The 22,342-nt window shown below is 65.1% G+C and carries 19 protein-coding genes and 1 pseudogene; 9 read left to right on the forward strand and 11 right to left on the reverse strand.

All coding sequences use genetic code 11. From position 1 onward, the window contains the following. Positions 1–83: 83 nt before the first annotated feature. Positions 84–1,181: a LacI family DNA-binding transcriptional regulator gene (locus HMPREF1138_RS06905; protein WP_009057961.1), complete on the reverse strand. Its 1,098-nt coding sequence runs from the start codon at positions 1,179–1,181 to the stop codon at positions 84–86. 116 nt (positions 1,182–1,297) lie between these two features. Here HMPREF1138_RS06905 and HMPREF1138_RS06910 point away from each other — a divergent pair, with 116 nt between their 5' ends. The 5 genes from HMPREF1138_RS06910 (at position 1,298) to HMPREF1138_RS06930 (ending at position 11,487) form a co-directional block, all read left to right on the forward strand. Then, positions 1,298–4,126, forward strand: coding sequence for a glycoside hydrolase family 2 TIM barrel-domain containing protein (locus HMPREF1138_RS06910; RefSeq protein WP_050981242.1), 2,829 nt, complete (start codon positions 1,298–1,300; stop codon positions 4,124–4,126). A 164-nt stretch (positions 4,127–4,290) separates the two neighbouring features. Then, positions 4,291–5,703 (forward strand): extracellular solute-binding protein, encoded by a 1,413-nt coding sequence (locus tag HMPREF1138_RS06915; protein WP_009057978.1) that lies wholly within the window; start codon positions 4,291–4,293, stop codon positions 5,701–5,703. 106 nt (positions 5,704–5,809) lie between these two features. Further along, on the forward strand, positions 5,810–6,721 hold the full coding sequence (locus tag HMPREF1138_RS06920; protein WP_009057959.1) for a carbohydrate ABC transporter permease: 912 nt from the start codon (positions 5,810–5,812) through the stop codon (positions 6,719–6,721). Next, entirely contained in the window at positions 6,718–7,650 is a 933-nt protein-coding gene (locus tag HMPREF1138_RS06925) for a carbohydrate ABC transporter permease (RefSeq protein WP_009057974.1), read from the forward strand. The genes HMPREF1138_RS06920 and HMPREF1138_RS06925 overlap by 4 nt, the downstream gene beginning before the upstream one ends. Before the next feature lie 156 nt (positions 7,651–7,806). After that, positions 7,807–11,487 (forward strand): cadherin-like beta sandwich domain-containing protein, encoded by a 3,681-nt coding sequence (locus HMPREF1138_RS06930; protein WP_009057947.1) that lies wholly within the window; start codon positions 7,807–7,809, stop codon positions 11,485–11,487. Between the two features lie 168 nt (positions 11,488–11,655). Here the strand turns inward: HMPREF1138_RS06930 and coaA are convergent, their stop codons facing one another. From coaA to HMPREF1138_RS06945, 4 genes are all read right to left on the reverse strand, one after another. Next, on the reverse strand, positions 11,656–12,612 hold the full coding sequence (gene coaA, locus HMPREF1138_RS06935) for a type I pantothenate kinase (RefSeq protein WP_238318621.1): 957 nt from the start codon (positions 12,610–12,612) through the stop codon (positions 11,656–11,658). Positions 12,613–12,805: 193 nt separating this feature from the next. After that, the gene (locus HMPREF1138_RS06940; protein WP_009057971.1) at positions 12,806–13,549 is read right to left on the reverse strand and encodes a hypothetical protein; all 744 of its coding nucleotides are present in this window, start codon (positions 13,547–13,549) and stop codon (positions 12,806–12,808) included. Between the two features lie 6 nt (positions 13,550–13,555). After that, positions 13,556–13,864 carry a hypothetical protein gene (locus tag HMPREF1138_RS11105; protein WP_155887147.1) on the reverse strand — a complete coding sequence of 103 codons (309 nt, stop codon included), beginning with the start codon at positions 13,862–13,864 and terminating at the stop codon, positions 13,556–13,558. Further along, positions 13,865–14,518, reverse strand: coding sequence for a YbaB/EbfC family nucleoid-associated protein (locus HMPREF1138_RS06945; RefSeq protein ID WP_009057949.1), 654 nt, complete (start codon positions 14,516–14,518; stop codon positions 13,865–13,867). Between the two features lie 336 nt (positions 14,519–14,854). Between HMPREF1138_RS06945 and glmS the strand changes: the two genes are divergently transcribed. Continuing rightward, the gene (gene glmS, locus HMPREF1138_RS06950; protein ID WP_009057954.1) at positions 14,855–16,768 is read left to right on the forward strand and encodes a glutamine--fructose-6-phosphate transaminase (isomerizing); all 1,914 of its coding nucleotides are present in this window, start codon (positions 14,855–14,857) and stop codon (positions 16,766–16,768) included. 316 nt (positions 16,769–17,084) lie between these two features. After that, positions 17,085–17,984, forward strand: a complete 900-nt coding sequence (locus HMPREF1138_RS06955; protein WP_009057964.1) for a GRP family sugar transporter — start codon at positions 17,085–17,087, stop codon at positions 17,982–17,984. Positions 17,985–18,122: 138 nt separating this feature from the next. On the opposite strand, the gene HMPREF1138_RS11110 is transcribed toward HMPREF1138_RS06955, so the two are convergent. The 6 genes from HMPREF1138_RS11110 to HMPREF1138_RS11120 form a co-directional block, all read right to left on the reverse strand. Beyond that, positions 18,123–18,380, reverse strand: a complete 258-nt coding sequence (locus tag HMPREF1138_RS11110; protein WP_155887148.1) for a hypothetical protein — start codon at positions 18,378–18,380, stop codon at positions 18,123–18,125. Positions 18,381–18,940: 560 nt separating this feature from the next. Next, the gene (locus tag HMPREF1138_RS06965; protein ID WP_009057972.1) at positions 18,941–19,246 is read right to left on the reverse strand and encodes a hypothetical protein; all 306 of its coding nucleotides are present in this window, start codon (positions 19,244–19,246) and stop codon (positions 18,941–18,943) included. After that, positions 19,243–20,001 carry a hypothetical protein gene (locus tag HMPREF1138_RS10500; RefSeq protein WP_009057962.1) on the reverse strand — a complete coding sequence of 253 codons (759 nt, stop codon included), beginning with the start codon at positions 19,999–20,001 and terminating at the stop codon, positions 19,243–19,245. The genes HMPREF1138_RS06965 and HMPREF1138_RS10500 overlap by 4 nt, the downstream gene beginning before the upstream one ends. Then, complete coding sequence (locus HMPREF1138_RS06975; protein ID WP_009057973.1) at positions 19,998–20,477, reverse strand: hypothetical protein; 480 nt, start codon at positions 20,475–20,477, stop codon at positions 19,998–20,000. The genes HMPREF1138_RS10500 and HMPREF1138_RS06975 overlap by 4 nt, the downstream gene beginning before the upstream one ends. Beyond that, the gene (locus tag HMPREF1138_RS11115) at positions 20,474–20,710 is read right to left on the reverse strand and encodes a hypothetical protein (protein WP_009057956.1); all 237 of its coding nucleotides are present in this window, start codon (positions 20,708–20,710) and stop codon (positions 20,474–20,476) included. Before HMPREF1138_RS11115 ends, HMPREF1138_RS06975 begins: the two co-directional genes overlap by 4 nt. A 197-nt stretch (positions 20,711–20,907) precedes the next feature. After that, positions 20,908–21,213 (reverse strand): hypothetical protein, encoded by a 306-nt coding sequence (locus HMPREF1138_RS11120; protein ID WP_155887149.1) that lies wholly within the window; start codon positions 21,211–21,213, stop codon positions 20,908–20,910. Between the two features lie 557 nt (positions 21,214–21,770). Here HMPREF1138_RS11120 and HMPREF1138_RS06985 point away from each other — a divergent pair. Together HMPREF1138_RS06985 and HMPREF1138_RS11500 are read left to right on the forward strand one after the other, a co-directional pair. Next, positions 21,771–22,052, forward strand: coding sequence for a transposase (locus HMPREF1138_RS06985; protein WP_039936468.1), 282 nt, complete (start codon positions 21,771–21,773; stop codon positions 22,050–22,052). A 23-nt stretch (positions 22,053–22,075) separates the two neighbouring features. Continuing rightward, positions 22,076–22,342: pseudogene (locus tag HMPREF1138_RS11500) on the forward strand (hypothetical protein); the annotation flags it as partial.

Consider the following 22,342-nt stretch of genomic DNA (forward strand, 5'->3'; position numbering starts at 1 on the left):
TTGTACGGTGTGGGCCGGTGGCTCGACGCGGGTGGGAGCCTCGCGGACGGGAAGGTCGCGGGTGGGTCGTGGGGGAGTGTTCGCTAGGCGCGCCGGGCGACCGAGGTGCGCCACACGGGGTGGGTCGGGATGGTCGCGACGGGGATGGGCTGGGACGAGGCCGGGGTGGTCTCCTCGGTCACGGTGAGGGCGCGCGGGTGGATGTTGTCGGCGGGTGATCGTCCTTCGATGACGTTGATGATGGAGGCGACGGCGGCCTCGGTCATCTCCTTGAGGGGCCAGTCGACGGTGGTTAGTCCCATGGCCTCGGCGTTGCGGTGGTCCTGGTTGCCGAACCCGAGGATGGACAGGTCGGCGGGGATGGACAGGCCGAGGTCGTCGGCGGCCTGGAAGACGCCGGGTGCCTGCGAGTCGTCGGCGAGCGCGATGAGGGAGATGCTGGGGTCCTCGGTGAGGAGTCGCACGGAGGCCTGGTAGGCCGTGGATGCCTCCCAGTCGGGCAGGGAGTAGAGGGTGAAGTTGGTGCCGAAGGCGTGTGCGATGGGGTGTTGGCGGGCGTGGTTCGTGTTTGGGCCGGCGAGGAAGACGGCGCGCCCCGTACCCATCCCGGTCGATGGGTCGATGAGCGCGCAGTCGGACAAAACCTGCTGCACTCCGGCGCCTTCGTCGATGCGGATGAGGGAGGATTCGGACCCGGTGGGGTTGGCCTCGATCATGGACATGGCGACGACGGGGATCCCGAGGTTGGCGAGGAGGCGGGAGGTGAAGGCTTCGGCGGACGTGGTCTCGCGGATGATGCCTGCGAGCTGTGTGTCTCCCAGGACGCCTCGGATGACTTCGGCGTCGGAGGCGCCGTCGCCGGACTGGAAGAGGGGGAGGAGGAGGTAGCCGCGCTGCTGGATGTCGATCATCGCGGTGGTGAGGACGGTGTGGACGACGGGGACGAAGGGGTCGTCGGGCAGCTCGGCCATGAGGAGCGCGATGAGGTGGGACTTGCCGCGGCGCAGGGAGCGGGCGGCGGCGTTGGGGATGTAGTTGAGGGTGCGGGCGGCCTGTTGGACGCGTTCGATGGTCGCGGGAGCGATCTTGACATCCCGGCCTCGTCCGTTGAGAACGAGTGAGACGGTGGAGGGTGCGACGCCTGCTGCGCGAGCGACGTCGGCTCGGGTTGCGCGCTCCATGACGGGCTTCCAATCCTCGTGTGCGTTTGAAGAAACGCAATAACTATAACGTGTTAGTCTTGTGGGTGACGATCGGAGTTTCGACGATGACATCCGAAAGGCACGCAGACGTGAAAATGATGATACCTTCCTATGCTCCCGGCGCGGGCGCTCTCCTGCCGCCACGCGCACATCTGGCCGACGACCCGGGCGTGATCAGCCTGGATGGCACCTGGACCTTTGCCTTTTATCCCACCGATCCGGAGCCGTTTGTCAACGTCGAGGAGCCCTGGCCCGAGCCCGCGGGCCAGACCGAGACGCGCGACATCGACGTTCCCAGCCACTGGGTGCTGCGAGGGGAGGGGGTCTACGGTCGCCCCGCCTACACGAACGTCGACTTCCCCTTCCCGGTGGACCCGCCCTTCCCTCCCGGCACCAATCCCGTCGGCGACTACCGCCGCACCGTCGAGCTCCCCGCCGACTGGCAGGGCGGCGTCGTCGCCCTGCGTTTCGACGGGGTCGACAGCCAAGCAACCGTGTGGGTCAACGGCACGTGGGTGGGCATGGCCCGTGGCTCGCGCCTGGCCCACGAGTTCGACGTGACCGGGGCCGTGCGCCCCGGCCTCAACCGGGTCACCGTGCGCGTCCACCAGTTCAGCGCCGGTTCCTACCTGGAGGACCAGGACCAGTGGTGGCTGCCCGGAATCTTCCGTTCCGTCAGCCTGCGTCACCTCGCCGACGGCGCGATCGAGGATCTGTGGGTCGACACCGACTACGAGGCCGGGGTCGGCTACGCGAGCGTCGAGGCCCGGGTGCTCGGCGCGCAGGAAGACTCCCTGGTGGGTCGCCTCGAGATCGACGGCCTCGGCTCCTGCCTGCTCGCCCTCGAGCGAGGCGAGGATGGGCTCTACCGCAGCGGCCGCCTCTCCGTGGGGCACGTGCGCCCGTGGAGCGCGCGCGACCCCGCCCTCTACGACGCCCGCGTGTGCGTGGGAGGGCGCGGGGGCCTCGCCGACGCGGAGCGCGCCCTGCGCCTCGGATTCCGCCGCGTGAGCATCGAGGACGGCGTGCTGATGGCGAACGGTGAGCCCCTGACCCTTAACGGCGTCAACCGCCACGAGGTGCGCGCCGACGAGGGCCGCGTCTTCGACGAACAGTGGGCCCGCGCCGACCTGGCGCTCATGAAGACCATGGGAATCAACGCGATCCGCACCTCCCACTACCCCCCGCACCCGCGCCTGCTCGACCTGGCCGACGAGATCGGCCTGTGGGTCATGCTCGAAGGGGACATCGAAACCCACGGCTTCGAGGGGGAGGGGGAGTGGGTCGACAACCCCTCCAGCGACCCGGCCTGGGCGCCCGCCTACCTGGATCGCACGATGCGCGCTTTCGAGCGCGACAAGAACCACCCCTCGATCATGAGCTGGAGCCTGGGCAACGAGTCGGGCACCGGGCCGAACCTGGCGGCCTGCGCCCGCTGGATTCACGAGCGCACCCGCGGGCGCGCCATCGTCCACTACGAGGGTGATCATGCCCTTCAATACACGGACATCTACTCGCGCATGTACCCCACGCTCGAGGAGGTCGCGGCCGTCCTGGACGACTCTGACCTCCACGCGCCGGTCGCCGTCCCCACGCACGTGGCCGCCGACGTGGACGACGCGGCGCGCGAGCGCATCCGGCGCGCCCCCTACCTCATGTGCGAATACCTCCACGCGATGGGAACCGGCCCCGGGAATGCCGCCGGCTATGCGGCGCAGATGAGCCACCGGCGCCACGCCGGCGGCTTCGTGTGGGAATGGCGCGACCACGCCCTGTGGCGCACGCTGCCCGACGGGCGCCGCGCCCTGTCCTACGGCGGCGACTTCGGCGAAGAGGTCCACGACGGTAACTTCGTGTGCGACGGCCTGGTCGACGCGCTCTCGCGCCCCTACGCGGGCACGTGGGCGTGGGTGGCCGCTATGGCCCCCGACGCTCCTGCGCTCGCCCGGGCCATCGACGAGAGCCGCAGCGGATCGGAGCAAGAGGAGGCTCACCTGCGCGCCCTCCTCGGCGCAGCCGTCACTCCCGTGCGTTCTCCCGGCGGCGCTCACGACGCCTACGGCCTCGCCGAGGACGGGCGCCTCTCGCGCGTCGGCGATGTGCCCGTGAGCGTCGGCATCAGCGTCTTCCGGGCCCCCACCGACAACGATCGGGGCCGAGGCCCCGTCGACTACTGGGGGATCGACGAGGGCGATCTGGGGCCCCTCGGTGTCGGGTGCGGACAGGGCGGAATCTCGCACGCGATGCGCTGGGAGCGGGCGCGCCTGCACCTGCTGCGCCGACGCCTCGTCTCCATCGAGGAGGACGCGGGCACTCGCCGCGTCGTCGAGCGCTGGTCGCCGCCCGCCGCACAGTTCGGCGCCACCCTCGCCTGGGAGTATGTGCCCGTGCGCCTGGGGCAAGGCGCAGGACGAGGCCTGCGTGTGAGCCTGCGCGTCGCCCCCCACGGGCGCTGGCCCGAGCGCGTTCCTCGGTTAGGCGTGCGCGTCGAATTGCCCGGGTCGTCGTGGGAGGCCTCCTGGCTGGGAGAGACCCTCATCGGTTACCCCGACATGGCCGTGCCCGACGCTCGCGGGTGTGGGCATGGCGAGGCCTCGGACCTGTGGGACGTGGATGTGCGCCCCCAGGAGGGCGGGCATCGGCGCGAGCTGGAGGTCCTGTCTCTGCGGGGGCGGCGAGGCGAGCTGGTGGTCCTGCCGACCTCGCTGCTCGGGTGGAGCGTGAGCCCGTGGAGTGAGCGCGAGCTGGCCCAGGCCTCGCACTGGGAAGAGCTGCCCGCGAGCGAGCGCCTGTTCCTGTGGCTTGACGTCTTCCAAGATGGCATCGGGACGCGATCGTGCGGCCCTGACTCTCGTCCGGAGTTCGCCGGGCGCATGCGCGACTGCGAGGTGACATTCGTGATCGCGCAGGTTGGAGGTGATTGAGCCTCGCACTGTTATGTTGCGGCTTGGTAACGATGCAGGCACTTGCTGACAAATAATGCGCATCGCTTTCTTGCTCGCTATGATTCAGGTATCAACTAACACGAGATAGTTAGTGACTCGATCCCATCGATCGACCAGCAAATACGGACCAACGGAGGTTTCGCATGTTGAAGAAGAAGATGGCGGCGGGCGTTGTTGCCCTGGCCATGTTCAGCACCCTCGGCCTGGCCGCCTGCAACGGTGGCGGCTCTGGCGACAGCACCAACGCCGGCGGCGGATCCGCTTCCGGCTCCATCCCCGAGCCCGACGTCTCCTGCGACGTTCCCGCGGGCAACATCGACGACTCGAAGATCGACACCTCGAAGGTCGAAGGTGAAATCACCTTCCAGACCCAGGGCCTGCAGAATGACTTCGGCGACTTCTTCAAGGCCAAGATCAAGGAATTCGAGGACGCCAACCCCGGCGTGACGATCAACTGGACCGACCAGGGCGGCGGCGCCGAGTTCGACCAGACCATCACGGCCCAGGCCTCGAACTGCAAGATGGCGGACGTCGTCAACGTCCCCTCTTCCACGATCCTCGCCCTGTCCAAGTCCAACCTCCTCATGGACTACGACGTCAAGGCCCCCGGCATCGGCGACAAGTTCGTTCCGTCCATTTGGGACTCCACCGCCCTGGGTGCGGGTGACCACCACACGGCCCTGCCCTGGTACTTCGGCCCCTACATCACCACCTACAACAAGGAGGTGTTCAAGCGCGCCGGACTCGATGAGAACATGCCGCCCAAGACCATGGATGAGCTCTTCGACGCCGCCGCCAAGGTGGGCGCCGACGGACAGGGCGACTACGGCATCTACGGCTCTCCCGAGTGGTACATGATCGCTCAGCTGCACGGCATGGGCGTCAACCTGCTCAACAGCGACAAGACCGCCTTCGACTTCGCGGACAACGAGGCTGCCATCAACTACGTGACGCGCCTGTCTGAGCTCTACGCCTCCGGCGCGATCCCGAAGGACTCGCTGACCGGCGAGCCCGACCCGGGCAAGGCCTACACCGACGGCAACCTCGCTTTCGGTACTCCCAACGCCTCCTTCCTCAAGTCGGTCAAGAACAACAACGCGACCGTCTACGAGAACACCGGCGTCGGCCCCTTCCCGACCAACCCCGGCGTGAAGCCCGTCTTCGAGGGTCAGTACATCGGCGTCTCGGTCACGACCAAGAACGCCCCCCTGGCCATGAAGTTCGCCGAGTGGATCACCAACGCTGAGAACGAGTACGCCTGGACGCATGACGGCGGCGCGATTATCTTCCCCGCTGCCACCGAGGCCCTCGACAAGCTCGTCAACAACCCGCCGGAGATCGCTGACGACCCGGTCTTCAAGGCTGCCTACGAGGAAGCCGCCAAGGCTGCCAAGGACGCCGAGGCCTACACCGACGTCTTCTACGCGACCGGCGCCGTGAAGGACGCCCTCGTCGAAAACGTCAACAAGGCCATCCGCGGCGAGGTTGATCCCAAGACGGCCCTCAAGACCGCACAGGATCAGATGAACGAGAAGCTCAAGGCTCTCGGAGACTGATTGAATGCTCGGGGGCCGAGGCCAGGCCTCGGCCCCCGAGGCATCCCTCGCCCAGCGCAGGGCCGCCGGCTCACGGTCACGCGCCATTCTCACAAAGGATTTTGGTATGCCGACACGTAAGAGCGCACCGAAGCGCTCCCTCAATGGCGCCGCCCGATTCCGCCCCGCCTGGGTTCCCTGGCTGTGGGTCACCCTGCCGGTCCTCGCCATCGTTTCGTTCTACATCTACCCCTTCATCACGACCGTCTACGTGTCGTTCACGAAGACGAAGCCGATGGGCCGCACCGGTCGCTTCATCGGCATCGACAACTACACCGCGGTCCTGGGAGACCCAGAGTTCTGGCAGGCGCTGACGAACTCGCTCCTGTACGCCATCTGCGTCGTCCCTCTTATGGTGCTGCTGCCCCTGCTGCTGGCCCTCCTCGTCAAGTCGCATGTCCCCGGCATCGGCTTCTTCCGCGCCCTCTACTACCTGCCGGCCATCTCCTCGCTGGTCGTCATCTCCCTGGCCTGGCGCTATCTCCTCGATCAGCGCGGACCCGTCAACAACCTATTGACCTCGTGGGGGCTGGACGCGATCCCCTTCCTGTCGAATCAGTGGCTCATCCTGTTGTGCGCCATGATCATCACGCTGTGGCAGGGCCTGCCCTACTACATGATCCTGTACTTGTCCGCCCTGGCCAACGTCGATAAATCCCTGTACGAGGCTGCCGAGCTCGACGGTGCCGGCCCGATCCGTCGCTTCCTGACCGTGACCGTCCCGGGCGTCAAGGTCATGATGTTCCTCGTCGCCACGCTCACCACGATCGGCTGTCTGAAAATTTTCACCGAGGTCTACCTGCTGGGCGGCTCGGCCTCGCCCACCAAGACCCTGACGATGTACATCCGAGACCGCATCGTCGACCCGACCTTCGGCTCCCTCGGCCAGGGTGACGCCGCCTCGGTGTGCCTGTTCCTCATCACCTTCGGCTTCATCATCGCCTCCCAGAGCCTGCAGAGGAAGGCTGAAGACTCATGAGCACCGCATCCCACACCACTGCCGCCTCCTTCGGGGAGCGCTTCGCCCAGTGGCGCAAGCAGCGCCGCCTGGAGCGCCAAGGGCGCAACGTCGCCTCGCGCCAGATGCGCGGCGGAGCCCTGGTGGCCCGCTACGTCCTCCTGGTCGTCGTCGCGATCATCCTGGTCGGCCCCCTCGTGCTGCCCCTCATGGCGGCCTTCAAGGCACCCGGCGAATCCGTCTTCGGTCAGGGCTCGACCATCCTGCCCCAGCAGTGGTCGCTCGAGTCCTTCTCCGTGCTCTTTGAGCGAACCAACATTCTGGGGGCGATCAGGAACTCCGCGATCATCGCGGCCCTGACCGTGGCCTCGAACGTGGTCCTGTCGTGCGTCGGCGGCTACATGCTCTCTCGGCGCGGCTGGACCGGACGCAACATCATGTACTTCGTGGTGCTCTCCGCCATGATCTTCCCCTTCGAGTCGATCATGCTCTCGCTGTTCAAGATGATGGTGCAGCTGGACCTGTACAACACGCTGCCCGGCGTCTGGATGGTCGCCATGATCGGCCCCTTCCAGATCCTCATGATGCGCGCCGCGTTCATGGGTATTCCCGACGAGATCGAGGACGCCGCCCTCATCGATGGGGCGGGGGAGCTGCGCCGCTTCTGGTCGATCTTCCTGCCCCAGGTACGAGGCACCCTGACGGTTGTCGGCCTCACCTCCTTCATCGGGGCCTGGTCCGACTTCATTTTCCCGCTGCTCATGCTGCCCGACCCGGACAAGCAGACGCTCATGCTCACGCTGACGGCGATCCAGAACTCGCCCCAGGGTGTCACCTACCAGCTGGTCCTGGCCGGCGCCGTCGTGGCGATGGTTCCCGTCGTCCTGGTCTTTATGTTTAGTCAGAAGTTCTTCTTCCGCGGTATCGAGGATGGCGGACTGAAGTTCTGAGAGTGTCCTCGCGGGTGAGCGTCACCCGCGAGGACATTTCGCTATCAAAAGGAGGTCGTCTCACAAAAAACTAACACGTGTTAGGTAATGTGGGATCCCCTTCGACAAACGAGGGATCCCGGCCATTAACCCCATACTGACGAAGGAGTTACACTCATGGGGACAAGACCCATCATCGGAGCCCTCGGCGCCCCGATTCTTGCGGCCACCATGCTCGGGCTGACGCCCGCGGCGGCCATCGCAGCCACCGACACCCCCTATCACCCGACCGTCCTGTGGGCGACCTCCGAAGAGAAGGTCGGCGAAGGCGCCCCCAACGGCACCATCGCAGCGCTCGTCGATGACGACACCACCCGCACGGACGCCACCAAGACCTTCTGGACCACCAAGTGGAAGGGAGGCCTCGACCCCTACCCCCACGCCCTCGCCGTTCAAAACCCCACGCCCGGCACGCAGGTCTGCGGCCTCGGCCTGACCCCGCGTCCCACCTACGACTCCACCCTCGGAAACGACCAATTCCCCGGAGAATACCGTGTCTTCGCCTTCGATGAAGACCCCGGGAACCCCGCCGCTGAGGCCTCCTTCGACGACTGGAAGACCAAGGTCGCGGCCGGAACCTGGGACGGCGGCACCGAGGTCGCACACGGAAGCGACCTCCAATTCGGCAACAAGGAACAGTACGTCACCTTCCCGGCGACCACGAAGCGCGTCATCGCCCTGGCCGGCCTGCGCTCCCTCGCGCCCGGCAAGTCCGACATGGCCCTGTCCGACATCAAGCTCCTGCCCTGCGACGCGCAGGGCAACGCGATCACCTCCTACGGCAACAATGAGGGCGGCGGCGGCACCGACGCGGTCCGACCGGTCGTGCCCCACCCCGACGCTCCCGAGCAGGGCTCCGGCGCATCAGACCTGGTCCTGGACTTCGTCATCGACCAGCTCCCCTACGGCGAACCCGGAAAGCCCGTGGACTTCGCCCCTGGCACCCACACCTACACGGCGACCGGCTACTACCACGCAACCACCGTCTCGGCCCGCCTCCGCGCAGTCGACGGAGCCACCGTCACCATCAACGGCGCGACCCCCGACGCCGACGGGCGAGTGACCAACCTCGACCTCACCACCGGCCTGAACGTCATCACCGCGCACGTGTCCAAGGACGGCAAGGAAGCCACCTACGTCGTCAACATCACCAAGGTGGACACCGACTTCCGCGGCAACGTGCTGGTGCCCGCCACGGCCTCGGCGAACGGCGCGAGCGAGGCCGAGAACGCGGCCCTGACCGACCTCGATCCCAAGACAACATGGACCTCGAACCCGCTCGTGCGCGCCTCCGACTGGTCCGAGGGAGTCACCGGCATCGAACTGCACCTCGGCGAGGCCCGCTACGTGCACCGCGTCAACGGCTGGGGCACCCCCACCCTGCCCGCCGGCGCCCAGTCGTGGCACGGCGGTAACTCCGTGGCCATCGCGGTCCAGGAAGCAGACGGCGGCGAATGGACAACCATCGTCACCCACGCCTCGCTCACGCGCGACGCGCGTGGCCTGTGGTACTGGGACTTCAACGCCTACCACCTCGCCAAGAATATCCGCATCTGGATGAACGACGAGACCGAACCCCAGACCCCCCAGAACATCGCCACCGCCGTCACCTTCAACGACCTCGAGGTGTGGGGCCTGCCCGCAGGCCAGACCCCCGTCGCACCCGCGGTCGACAACTCCATGTACGAGCGCTACTCCGGCTTCGATCCCGGGGACGGCAAGTGGGGCGTCAACCGCGCCCAGGCTCTCGCCCTCCAGTACGGCGTCATGATGCCCGCGTGGGTCCCCTCCGAGGGCTACGGCCGCGGCGGCTTCGACGCCGCGGAGCGCGACCTGACGGGCGGCGCGTTCCCCATGTTCTACGACCTGCCCATGTTCAACACCCCCATGATGGAGTCCCTGGGCAAGGGCACGCCGTGGGCGCTCGCGAAGGCACCCACCGGCAAGAACAGCATGTGCAACGCCGGCGAGCCCCACAACTTCATGAACGAGTACATGTCGCCCTACGCCTCCACGCTCGTTGACATCCAGTACGGCGACGAGGGCGGCTTCAACCGCGGCGAATCCGAGTGCTTCAAGAACTGGTTCGCCTGGTCCAAGCAGAACATCCCCGGCGCCGTCGTCCACGCCAACTCCTGGGACGACCCGTCCTGGTACCGCGACGCCAACCTGAGCTACTACGTCGAGAACGCCAAGCCCGACCTGCTCAGCTGGGACAAGTACTACTGGGGCGCCAACGGCGGACCGGCTCCCCAGCAGGTTGTCACGAACCTGCTGAACACCAACACGTGGAAGAAGCAGCGCGAGTACGGCCTCAAGGGCCTGACCGGCGACGGCTCCAGCCCGATCCTGTACGGCCAGTACCTGGACTACAACTGGGATGCGAACGTGTCGGCCTCCGAGAAATCGATCGTGCCCTCCCTGGGCCTGGCGACCGGCCAGAAGTGGTTCGGCCTGTTCCGCATGGAGTACAACGGCTACGACCGCTCCTCCATCATCGATCACGATGGCGCGCCGACGCGCTCCTTCTACGAGTTCTCCAACATCTTCGGCAACGTCTCCTACATCGGTAACTACACGAAGGCCATGAACTCCACGTTCGTCGCCTACAAACCCGGACAGTACGCGGCACGTTCCGAGACTCCGACGCTGAGCGGCTACAAGTACGGCAACTTCGCCACCGGCGACGAGGCCATGGCCGCTAACGCCGCCGTCGGCCTGGTCGACATGTCGGTAACCAACGTCGGCTCCGTCAACGACGGCCTGCCCGGCGATGTCGTCGTCGGCTACTTCGAGCAGCTGGCCGGACTGGACAGCGTCAAATCCGCCGAGATCTTCGGTGATTCGACGACCGCCCCCACGGGCTTCATGGTCGTCAACGCCCTGACCGGCCAGACCCGCTACCCGTCGGTCCTCCTCGACCCGCGCACCGACAACGGTTCGCTGGCCGAGACCGCCCAGGACATCACCCTGACTGTCAAGAAGCCGAGCGAGGGCGCGCACCTGATGCTCGTCAACCCCGCGGACAAGACGACGCAGGAAGTCGAGCTCGGCGAGGGTGAGACCTCCCAAGTCGTCCTCCACGCCGTCGGCGGCGGCGACTCGCGCTTCCTGTACTGGGTGACGGTCGACGAGCCGACCCCCACGCCGGACCCGACACCCGCGCCGGACCCGACCGTCGACCCCACGCCGGAGCCGGCTCCCACCCCGGACCCGACCCCGGATCCCACGCCCCAGCCTCGCACAGGTCAGTGGAAGTCCGGCTACTTCGGATGGTGGTACTCCTACTCTGACGGCACCTACGCGGCGAACGAGACCCTCGTCATCGACGGGCAGACCTACCGCTTCGACGCGAGCGGCTACCTGAAGATGGGCTGGGTCTACGAATCCGGACACTGGTACTACCACGGGCCTTCCGGCGCTCAGCAGTACGGCTGGATGATGGAGCACGGCAACTGGTACTACCTTGACCCGGCGACCGGCGCGATGGCGACCGGATGGACGCAGATCGACGGCCAGTGGTACTACATGACCTCCGGCGGCGTCATGCGCACCGGCTGGCTCAAGGACGGTGGTGCCTGGTACTACCTGACGCCCTCGGGCTCGATGACCACTGGATGGCAGCACCTGGGCGGCACCTGGTACCACTTCGGGGCCAGCGGTGCGATGACAACCGGCTGGTACCAGGACGGGCCCACGTGGTTCTACCTGCGCGCCAGCGGCTCCATGGCCACCGGCTGGGAGCTCATCGGCTGGACGTGGTACCACTTCGCGCCCTCGGGCGCGTGGATCGGGTAGTTAGTTCAACACCAGCGACGAGGTCGTGGCCGGGCGTTCCGGCTGCGGCCTCGTCCGCGTTGGGGCGGCTGTACGCAGAGCGGGAGGGGGCAGGGGCGCCGGCGCGGGGGAGGAGGGGCACAGAGCGCGAGGGGTGTAGACGCGCCGACGTGGGGCGCGCGTTGGGGGCTAGTCCTTGCGAATCGCGAGGGATTCGACGCGGTGGTCGGCGCCCTTGGTGAAGATGAGCGTGGCGCGCTCGCGGGTGGGCTGGATGTTTTCGCGCAGGTTCGGCAGGTTGATCGCGTTCCACACCACGTGCGCGGTGGAGACGGCCTCGGTGTCGGTCAGGGAGGCGTAGGTCTTGAAAAATGAGTCTTCGCGGGAGAAGGCAGTCGCGCGCAGTTTCAGGAAGCGGTCGACGTACCACTGCTCGATGTGTGTCTCGTCGGCGTCGACGTAGATGGAGAAGTCGAAGTAGTCGGAGACGGCGACGGAGATGGAACCGGGCGCGGAACGCGGGGGTTGGAGCACGTTGAGGCCCTCGACGATGAGGATGTCGGGGCGGTCCACGTCGACGTAGGCGCCCGGCACGATGTCGTAGGTGACGTGTGAGTAGACGGGGGCTTTTGCGTGGGGGTTTCCGGCTTTGACGGCGGCGAGGAAGGAGATCAGGGCCGTGCGGTCGTAGGACTCGGGGAAGCCCTTGCGGGCGATGAGGGAGCGTTCCTGAAGGATTCGGTTGGGGTAGAGGAAGCCGTCGGTGGTCACCAGGTCGACGCGGGGCGTGGAGTCCCAGCGTGAGAGGAGGAGCTGGAGGAGGCGCGCGACGGTGGACTTGCCGACGGCCACCGACCCTGCGATGCCGATGACGAAGGGGGTGGAGTACGCGTCGGGTTCGCCCAGGAATGCGCGACGTTCCGCGGAGATGCGCCTGCGCCCGTCGATGTAGAGCTGCAGGAGGGCGGAGAGGGGCCGGTAGATCGTGTCGACTTCGGTCATGTCGATCGGGTCGCCTAGGGAGGCGATCTGGTCGATGTCGTCCTGCGTGAGCGGCAGGGGAGTACGGTCCGTGAGCCGGTCCCACGCGCAGCGGTCGAAGCGCGCGTAGGGGCTGGGGTTGGCCCGCCAGCCCACGTTCGGGATCCTTCCCGACGAGGTCGTGGCCGGGCTGGGCGAGGAAGCGTCAGTGGTGCTCACGGGAATATTGTCCCTCACCGGGGGCTAGGTGTGCGATGCGTGTCCACGGTGGGGGCCAGGCGTCTATACGCCTGGCCCCCACCGATCGCACTCATGTCGCAATGCGCCCGCGAGCGGGGTGCATGGGAATGAGTGAAAGCTATGCGTTGTACTTTGTTGCCGACGGCCACTTGTTACCAAAAGTGTATTCGGTCATGGCCTGCACGAAGCCTCGGTTACCTGCACTGATAGAGTTCGAGAAGGCGGTGAAGGCGTTGATTGCTGTGGCAATTGCCGTTGCTGCTACTACTGCAACGGCCAGAATGGTTGCAAGAGCGACAGGGATACCGACAACGGTGGCTGATTCAACCGCTGCAGCAGCAGCGCCGACCTGGAACTCAATGACAGCAGCAAGAATTGCCGCGTAAAGCACATTGCCTGCCTCTGCGCATTGTTCAAGGATATCTGATGTCTTATCCGCAACTGTGGCCATCTGTGAGCCGGCTTGTGACTGGTCTGCGACCGAGTCGCGGTACGCGTCCCCAGCATCTCCACCCCAGTGCCGAGACCTGAGGAGGTGGTCAGTACCGATGGCCGTCGCGTAGTTGCTCATCGGCACCTTGACGTCGGAAAGCCAGCTGAGGGAACGCTCGTGAAGTGTCTTCGGTGCCGAAATGACACGGATAACCTTGTTGTAGTAATCCACGAGCTTATCCCAGGCTGCATAGATTTTATTGAGGAGGCTTTCGATCTTTTCGATAACCCATGTGAGTACTTTCTTCGCGAAAGAGAGAATTCCATTGATGGTATCCTGAAGACCGCGGATCATCTTCTCGAGTGCCTTAAAAACACTCTCAAGCTTCCGAATGATCTCATCGAAAAGTGCGTCGACGAATTTGGCCATGAAAAATCACCTGTCAAATGTATTTGAGATAATCTCGGTGGATTCTGCTTCGTTATTCTCGTAAGCCGTAGCTGAACGGTCGATTGAATCAGCTGCTTCCTGAGCCTCCCCAGCGCCCTGGCGAACGAGAGACGAGATCGTTGTGCAGTGCTTGTTGTAGGCATTCATAATGCCTGCAAAAATTCCAGCGTCAATACCTGTGATCGTCAAAGAATCGACGGAGCTAGCTGTGCCTGAAAGAGGATCGCTCTGTGATTCCCAGAGCGCGCTTTCCTCGCGAAGCTTTTCGACGGTAGCTTGAAGTGAAAGTGCCATTTACTTACTCCATTTCGAGAGAAGGCCGAGCGATTCCGCCAGCAGGTTGCGAGCGGGGTCTGCGGGGGGTTGCTGACTGTCGCTGGATGCAAGCATGATCGCTCGCGCGATCATGGAACCGCCGCGGCGCTCGGCCCAGTTGTAGTTGAGCGAAATTTTTGATACGAGATCAAACGTGCAGGTGACCTGCACGGTGTTGACCGTGGGCTCCTTGTGCTCATTGGCGAGTGCCTTGTCGGCGAGCGCAAGGATGTCCTCGATTACCAGATCGCTCTCGCGCGGAAGGTAGAAACTCGATCGGTTCTGCAGCTCTTGTTCTTGTGCGTCGATAAAATCGGTGATGTCATCATCGCTTACCTCGGGATCGGTCAAGCCCTTTCGCTCGATTTCTTCCTCCGCAGCCTCGACGCGGAAGGCCTGTGCGTTCGTAAGTGCGTCATTGAGGGCCGTCTCCAGTTCCTCGGGTTCCAGGGAGCGTGCCCAGTCCTCGGCGATGCGGCAGTCGACCAGCTTGCCATTCCGGTCGATTGTTACCTCGACGAGCTCGTCGTCGGATGTGCCGAACACCTGTTCCGGGGCGTTATCCCGCAGCCGCTCAAAATATGCGTTGATCTCCAACGATTCTTTGATAGCCTCACGCAGACTGTTGTCCAAGATCGCGTCTCCTTCGTAGCGTCTACCGTGCGGTCATGCTATCCGCTGTTTGGGTCGTAGTCAAGTATGAGCTAGTCACCGCGGGCGCGCGACCGTTCCTTTGTTGTCGCGCGCGGGTGTCTGCCGTCTTTGACGGGTGTGTCCCTCCCTATCATGGGCCGCGCACGTCGGCCCCGCACGTCGGCCCCGAGCGTGAGTGCCCGTCGCTGTGGGCTACGCCTCCCGCGTCCGACCGTCTCAGCCTCGCGCGGAACCGCCGCCCACGATGCGAGCAACCACGTGAAGCGACACACGTTGGGTACCGCGGGCGGGGGTGGGTGTGCTGGAATTAGTACCATGTGCGGAATTGTTGGACACATCGGATGCAAGGCTTCTCAGCGCAGTCGGGAGGTGATCCTCGGTGGTCTGGCGCGCCTGGAGTACCGCGGCTACGACTCGGCGGGCATCGCCCTGGCCTCGGACGAGGGCCTGTACGTGCGCCGCGCGGTCGGTAAGCTCGTCAACCTCGTCGAAGAAGTCGACGCGGACAGCCCCGCCGACGCCTACGCCGGCATCGGACACACCCGCTGGGCCACCCACGGGCGCCCCACGGTCGCGAACGCTCACCCTCACACGAGCCCGGACGGCCGCTTCTCGCTCGTTCACAACGGCATCATCGAAAACGCGGACACCCTGCGTGCCGCCCTCGTCGCCGACGGCGAGACCTTCGCCTCCGAGACCGACACCGAGGTGGTCGTCCACCTGCTGGCGCGCGCCTACGATGAGGCAGCCCCGGCCTCGTACACTGGCGCGGTCGCCGGACTGAGCGGCACCGACGAGGAGGTGGCGCGCCGACTGGTTGCGGCCATGCGCGCGGTCACCGACAAGCTGCATGGTACCTTTACGCTCCTCGTCGTCTCCAACCAGTCCCCGAACGTTATCGTCGCCGCCCGCCGATCCTCCCCGCTGGTCGTCGGCCTGGGCGAGGGCGAGAACTTCCTGGGCTCCGACGTCCTGGCCTTCGTCGAGCACACCAACCGTGCCGTCGAGATCGGACAGGACCAGATCGTCGTCGTCTCCGCGACCGACGTGACCGTCATCGACCCCGACGGAACGCCCGTCGCTCCCAAGGAATACGAGGTCGACTTCTCCGCCGACCGCGCCACCAAGAACGGCTGGCCGACCTACATGGAGAAGGAAATCCACGAGCAGCCCGAAGCCGTGGGTGCCACCCTGGCCGACCGCATCGACTCCCACGGCCACCTGGCCCTCGACGAGGTGCGCATCCCCGAGCACGTCCTGCGCTCCGTCGACAAGGTCATCATGATCGGCTGCGGCACCGCCTCCTACGCGGGCCAGGTCGCCCGCTACGCGATCGAGCACTGGTGCCGCATCCCCGTCGAGGTCGAACTCTCCAGCGAGTTCCGCTACCGCGACCCCGTCGTCGGCGAGAAGACGCTGGTCGTCGCCATCTCGCAGAGCGGCGAAACCATGGACACCATTCAGGCGATCCGCCACGCCCGCGAGCAGGGCGCGAAAGTCGTCGCTATCGTGAACACGCCCGGCTCGACGATCTCGCGCGAGTCCGACGCCGTCATCCTCACCCACGCGGGCCCCGAGATCGCGGTCGCCTCCACGAAGGCCTTCACCGCGCAGGTCACCGCCTGCTACATCCTGGGCCTGTACCTGGCGCAGGTGCGCGGCAACAAGTACGCCGACGAGATCGCCGACTACATGGACAAGCTCGCGCGTGTCCCCGAGGCCATCGCCCGCATCCTCGACAGCGGCGAGACGGTCCGCCAGTTCGCCCGCACGATGCAAGACGCGACCTCCGTCATCTACCTGGGCCGTCACGTCGGCTTCCCCGTCGCCCTCGAGGGCGCCCTCAAACTCAAGGAAATCTGCTACATCCACGCCGAGGGCTTCGCCGCCGGCGAGCTCAAGCACGGCCCCATCGCCCTGGTGGACGAGGGGCAGCCCGTCATCGTCATCGTGCCAACCCCGCGCCGCCCCGAGCTGCACGGCAAGGTCCTGGCCAACATCGCCGAGGTCCGCGCCCGCGGCGCCCGCACGATCGTGGTCGCCGAGGAAGGGGACACCTCCGTCGATGAGTTCGCCGAGGTCGTCTTCCGCGTGCCCCCCGTGCCGACCCTGTACGCGCCGCTCCTGACCGTCGTGCCGCTGCAGATCTTCGCCTGCGAACTCGCCTCCGTCAAGGGACTGGACGTCGACCAGCCGCGCAACCTCGCCAAGTCCGTGACGGTGGAGTAGCCACTCGCGCGGGGCGGGCGCCCCGTGAACGTTCCCGGGCCTCGTTCCTCATCCAGGGACGAGGCCCGGGTCGCATTGCGTGGACCGGTGTCAGATTCCGAAACCTGGGCGTGCGCTGCATCATGGACGGGGCCTGGTCTGGTGAAAGGCTTCACGACGTGCATGTGAAACAGGCGCCAAAACGGCGACGGAGTTTGTGGGGGTGGGGGAGGGGGCGACTAGCGTGGAAGAGGTGGCGGCGCTCCTGCCGCACCCACCAACGCAAATAACCACGGCCTCGTCAATCGGGGCCGCGACCACCCCAGGAGGTGCGCACATGACCCTGTCCACGATCCTTATCGGCATCCTGCCCTCTGTCTTCTTTGGCGTCGCCACGACGCTCATGGGCAAGACCGGCGGCTCAGACCGCCAGCGAGTCATGGGCGCCGTCCTCGGCGGCCTGCTCATGGCCGCCGTCGCCACCCCCTTCCTGCACCCCGCGTGGACGCCGCTGAACCTGGGCGTCTCCTTCCTGACCGGCCTGCTCCTCGGCGTCGGCGTGTGCGATCAGCTGCGCTCATACTCCGTCCTGGGCATGAGCCGCACGATGCCCCTGTCCACCGGCGGCCAGCTGGTCCTCATGTCCCTGGCGGGCATCGCGATCTTCGGCGAGTGGCTCCACGGCGGCGCGCTGCCCTACGGTATCGCCGCGATCATCGTCCTGATCGTTGGCATCTGGTTCCTGTCGCGCTCCGAGTCCGGCTCCGACGCGGCCTCCCTCGACTGGAAGCGCGGCGCTTTTCTGCTGACGACCTCCACGCTGGGCCTCGTGGCCTTCCCGCTCATCATCAAGTGGTTTGGCATCCAGCCCGCCGAGTTCCTGCTGCCTCAGGCGATCGGCTACACCGTGTACTGCGCGATCTTCTTCGCGATCCAGGGCCGTGGCGGCGTGGCCCCCGAGGACTCGCTGCGTCACCGCCGCATGGTTCCCTCGACCTTCAACGGCGTCCTGTGGGGCACCGCGATCCTGCTGCTTCAGCTCAACTCCAACAACCTGGGGGCGGGCACCGGCTTCACGCTCTCCCAGCTCGGCATCCTGATCTCGACGCCGCTGGGTATCCTGTGGCTCCACGAGACCCGCACGCGCAAGGAGCTGCGCTGGACCGTCATCGGCGTCGCGCTGGTCATCGTGGGCGCTGTTCTGGCGGGCGTCGCCAAGACACTCGACGTGGCCTGACGGGCCTCCACCTGAGCGAGGCGGGCGCGCGGCACCGGGATTCCCGGCCGCGCGCCCGTTCGTCGTTGTCACGGCGGCCTGTTGTGGTTTGGTGACGTCGGCCTTGTGCAGGAATGCGGGGGCCTGACAGAACAGTTATCAGAATGTGTCTCCGCCGCGTTCGGTGAGAATGCGATTAATGACTTCGTCTGGCAGTGGGCGCCCCGTCGCATCGAGCAACCCGTGACGCTTCAAGTACTGATAATACGGATCAGCAAAACGAGGCAGAGGAAACGGCAACAAATACACGACCCCGACCACAAGCGCTAACAAAGCGATGAAGAGCAGAACCCTCACAATAAAGACAGGGGCCCCAATTGGTTCGAGAAGAAGAGCGATTCCTCCGAAGAAGAACATGAGGCCGACGCAGGGGCGCAGTATTGCTTGAGCGCTGCGCGTGGGGGACCGTGCCGCGGACATCCTCCGCCACGATCTGGCAAGCGGCGAGTCCGTGTATGTTTCGAACCACCACGCATGAATTAGGAGGTAGCCAAACACCACGCTGCCGATTCCGCTCCACATGCGTCAACCTACTTCCCGTTGAGCCACTCGGCGAGGGGTGGCATTGATGCTGTCATTTGTCGCGTCTGTATGAGCCGCTCTGACGGGCCGGCGCGATCGTTTCGCGAACCCGCCGACTGGGCGCCGTGTTCTCGGCTTCCAGCTCGCGTGGATCAGGACGACCCTCACGCACGGCTTGACGCAGCACGCGCTCGAGTGCTACCCACCGGCCCACCACCGATTCGCCCAGCCCTCAATCCCGGGCCACAGACGCGATCATCGAGCCTGTATCCAACACCAGACTCGCCACATCACGACGATACTCCGGTGTCAAAAGACGACGAGTTGCCATAACAGGTGCCTCGCTGGCCGCAGGAACTCGCGCCCGCTTAACGAAGTGTCAACACAACACGAGCCTAACCCCAACCTTTCATGCTGTTGTCAAGAAAACGCGCTGACTTTGTAATCTTTACTTTGCACTGCTGCTCATTGTCTTCGAAGGCTTTGTCAGCTGCTTTCAGGCCGGCGCTCATTGCATTCGCAGCTTCGGACATATCCTCGATTGCCTGTTTTAGGCCCTGCATTTTCTCGTTGAGCGTCGCCTGGGCCTTACTTCCCGTTGCGGGGGAACTGAGAGAAACGCCGTTGAGGGCAAACGACGCATAGGCGGCGTCTGTCGCCGCGCGTTGAACCTCAAAGTGATCCCATGTGATGTTGCTCATTTGTGTGTCTCCTGGTTGGGGGTGAAGAGTTGGGCGAGTTGGCCCCATAGGACGGTTTGAAGGACGGGCTCCATGGTGGCTTCCTCGTCGGAGGATTCGCCTTGTGTCGGGGTGACCAGGTAGGAGCCCGCGGGTGTGGACAGGACGCTGAGGGCGGCCCAAGGGGTCACGCCGTCGGGCGTGATGTTGTCGCGTGTCCACGTGGTGTACTCCCAGTCGCCGTTGACCAAGGCGTGGGAGAAGAGCGAATCGGCCGGGCCGAAGGTGGTCAGGTGCTCCAAGATGGCTTGAGCGGTGTCCAGGTTGCCCTCCTCGGCGGCGTCGAGGAACTCTGTGGGCAGGTAGGGTGGCCCGTCGAAGGTCTCGGGGCGCGGGCCGAGCGGGGAGTTCGCGGCAACGACGTGGGGAATCTCCTCGGTGTCGATGCGGTACACGTGTATCTTTTCCCCTTGCGCGCGTGCGACCGTGGCGTATGGGCGGCCCAGCCAGATCCGCAGGCTGCGGCGGGTCGGCTGGGTGGGTGTCAGGGACGCCATCGTCATGGCAGCATCTGCCTGGTTCATGGATTCCCACAGGGCCAGTGCCGTCTCGCTGAACCCGTTCTCGTCGACCGCTGGCGTCGTACTCAGGCCCAGGTCGCGCGCGGTGTCGAGCTGCTCGGCCCGGGGGACGTGGCGCGAGGCCAGGGGTAGGAAAGCCGTCGCCTGATCGATCGACAGGCTCAGGGTGGGGCGGAAAGAGTCGTTGGGGCTCATAGGGCGACCTCAATGGTGGGGATGATTTGGACGATGTCGTCGGCGACGAAGGGGAACTGGTCGGTCGTTGACGTGGCCGTCGCCGTGATGAGGAAGCGCTGGCCGCCCTGGGCGCGGTGGACCCACGCCCACTGGCACATCGTAATGGGTACCGTGCCCTCAATGTAGATGCCGGTGCGTAGGTAAGCGCCGCTCGGGGTGGCGGGCCACGCCATGTCCTCCAGCATGATGAAACCGCCGATAGTGTCACGGATCAGGCGCGCCGAGTCGGCCAGGACCACCGCGTCGTCCTGATCGTCAGGGATGGTGGAAGCCACGGTCAAGATCGTGGCCGCGAAGCTGTGCGTGGCGTCGACGGGGCCAGCCACACCGCCCAGCACGCGCGTGCCCTCCTGGGAGTCAGTCGGGGCGATAGCCGCGAAGACCTCCTCCGGCAACGGAGACCACCGATCGGGAGCCTGATAAGAAAAAGTCATGAGAATGGGTGTCCTTCACGTTGAGCGAGAATGTGATTAATGACTTCGTCGGGCAGCGGGTGCCCCGTCGCGTCGAGCAACCCGTGGCGCTTCAAGTACTGATAGCGTGCATCGGCGAAACGAGGCAACGGCAGGGGCAACAGGTACACCACGCCAATAACGAGGAAGAGTAAGGCAAGGAACGCGAACAGGGTAAGGAGCGGTGTCGGTGCGCCGACCTGCTCGAGGACCACACCTACCCCTCCGAAGACAAGCATGAGCCCCGTGCAGGGACGCAGCATCGCCTGTGCTTTGCGCGTGGGGGACCAGGACGCCGACATCCTCCGCCACGACCTGGCAAGCGGCGAATCAGTGTACGTCTCCAGCCACCACGCATGGACAATGAGCGCGCCGAGAACCGCTCCCGCAACAGAAAACCACATGCGGTCCCCTAGCTGTTCCACCACTTGACGAAAGGATGCACGACATACTTGTTGAGCGAATCGCCGACGCGCTTGCCTGCCTCGTTGCCAATGAATCCTCCAGTCAAACCACCGCCAACAAACCCGATAACGCCCCCGATGGGACCGCCTAAAGAGACGCCAACGAGTCCACCTGCGGACGCGCCGATACTGCCAACACCTAATTCGAGGCCGGCAGTAAAGGTGCCTTTGATGGCCGCGCGAACAACCTTCTCACCATCGCCCATTTCTGGATGATTAATGTCGTCGGAACGGAGAGACTCAAGCCCAGTCATTGTCCCGTTTACGATGGGGAAAACTCGGCCTGCGACCGTGCCGACCCTATTGAGTACTTTGATTGGGGCGGCAAGTCGAGATTCGCCGGCAGCGGAGTGTATGCCAAACCAACTCCAGTTAAAAACGTCCCCCTTTGCAGTGACCCTCTTCCAGTACGACATATCTGCTAAGTTCGCAGGAGGCCTGTAGTTTCCGCGGTGATAATAGCTGCGTCCACCGCGCAATGCAGTGGCCCATCCGCTGGTCCATGCTTGGACGGGGCCGACACTCGTTGCGGCGGGATTATCAGAGCTGGGGATGTAGTATGATGTGACGTATGCTTTCGCGTTGCGAATCCACTCCGTATCGGCTTCGGGATTTATGACATCGAGGGCATCGGCGAACTCTTTCTCTGCCTGGTTATACAGGCTTCGTGTATAGTCGACTCGCGGTTTGAGGTCGAAAAAGTACTGGGCGTGCGATTCGGGTGGAGGGGTCTGGGTTTTTCGGACCGTTTGTTTTGAGAGGGTTGTTCTGAGTAGTCCCGGCTGCTTGTGGCCGGGCAGAATGGATGACCATGAGGAAGTTCTCGAAGCACACGCCTGAGCAGATTGTCGTAAAGCTGGAGAAAGCCGAGGCGCTGCGAGGTGAGGGCATGAGTACGGCCCAGGCCTGCCGCGTGCTGGGTATCAGCGAGGCGACGTTGTGCCGGTGGCGCCAGCGTTATGGGTCGATGAGTCGTAGTGAGGCCAAGGAACTGCGTGAGTTGCGCGAGCAAAACGCGCGCCTCAAACAGTTGCTAGGCCAAGCCGAGCTGGAGAAGGCAGCGCTGCGAGAGCTCGCGGAGGGAAACTTCTAAGCCCGGCGCGCAGGCATGAAGCTGTGAGCTACCTGGTTGGTCAGGGGTTTTCTCAGCGCCTTGCATGCCGCGTTGCCGGGCTGTCCCGGTCAGCGTATTGCCGCACCCGCGCGGCGGGCGGGGCGAAAACGCTGCGTGATCATGCGCCTGTGCGCCAGTGGATGAACGATTTTGCCGCCACGCATCGACGCTGGGGCTATAAACGCGCCTGGGCGCGGGCCAAGAGCGAGGGCATTGTCATAGGGCGTGATACGTTCCGGCGCTTGTGGCGCACCGAGGGGCTTCGCGTG

This window comes from Actinomyces sp. ICM58, assembly GCF_000283035.1.
Lineage (GTDB): Bacteria > Actinomycetota > Actinomycetes > Actinomycetales > Actinomycetaceae > Pauljensenia.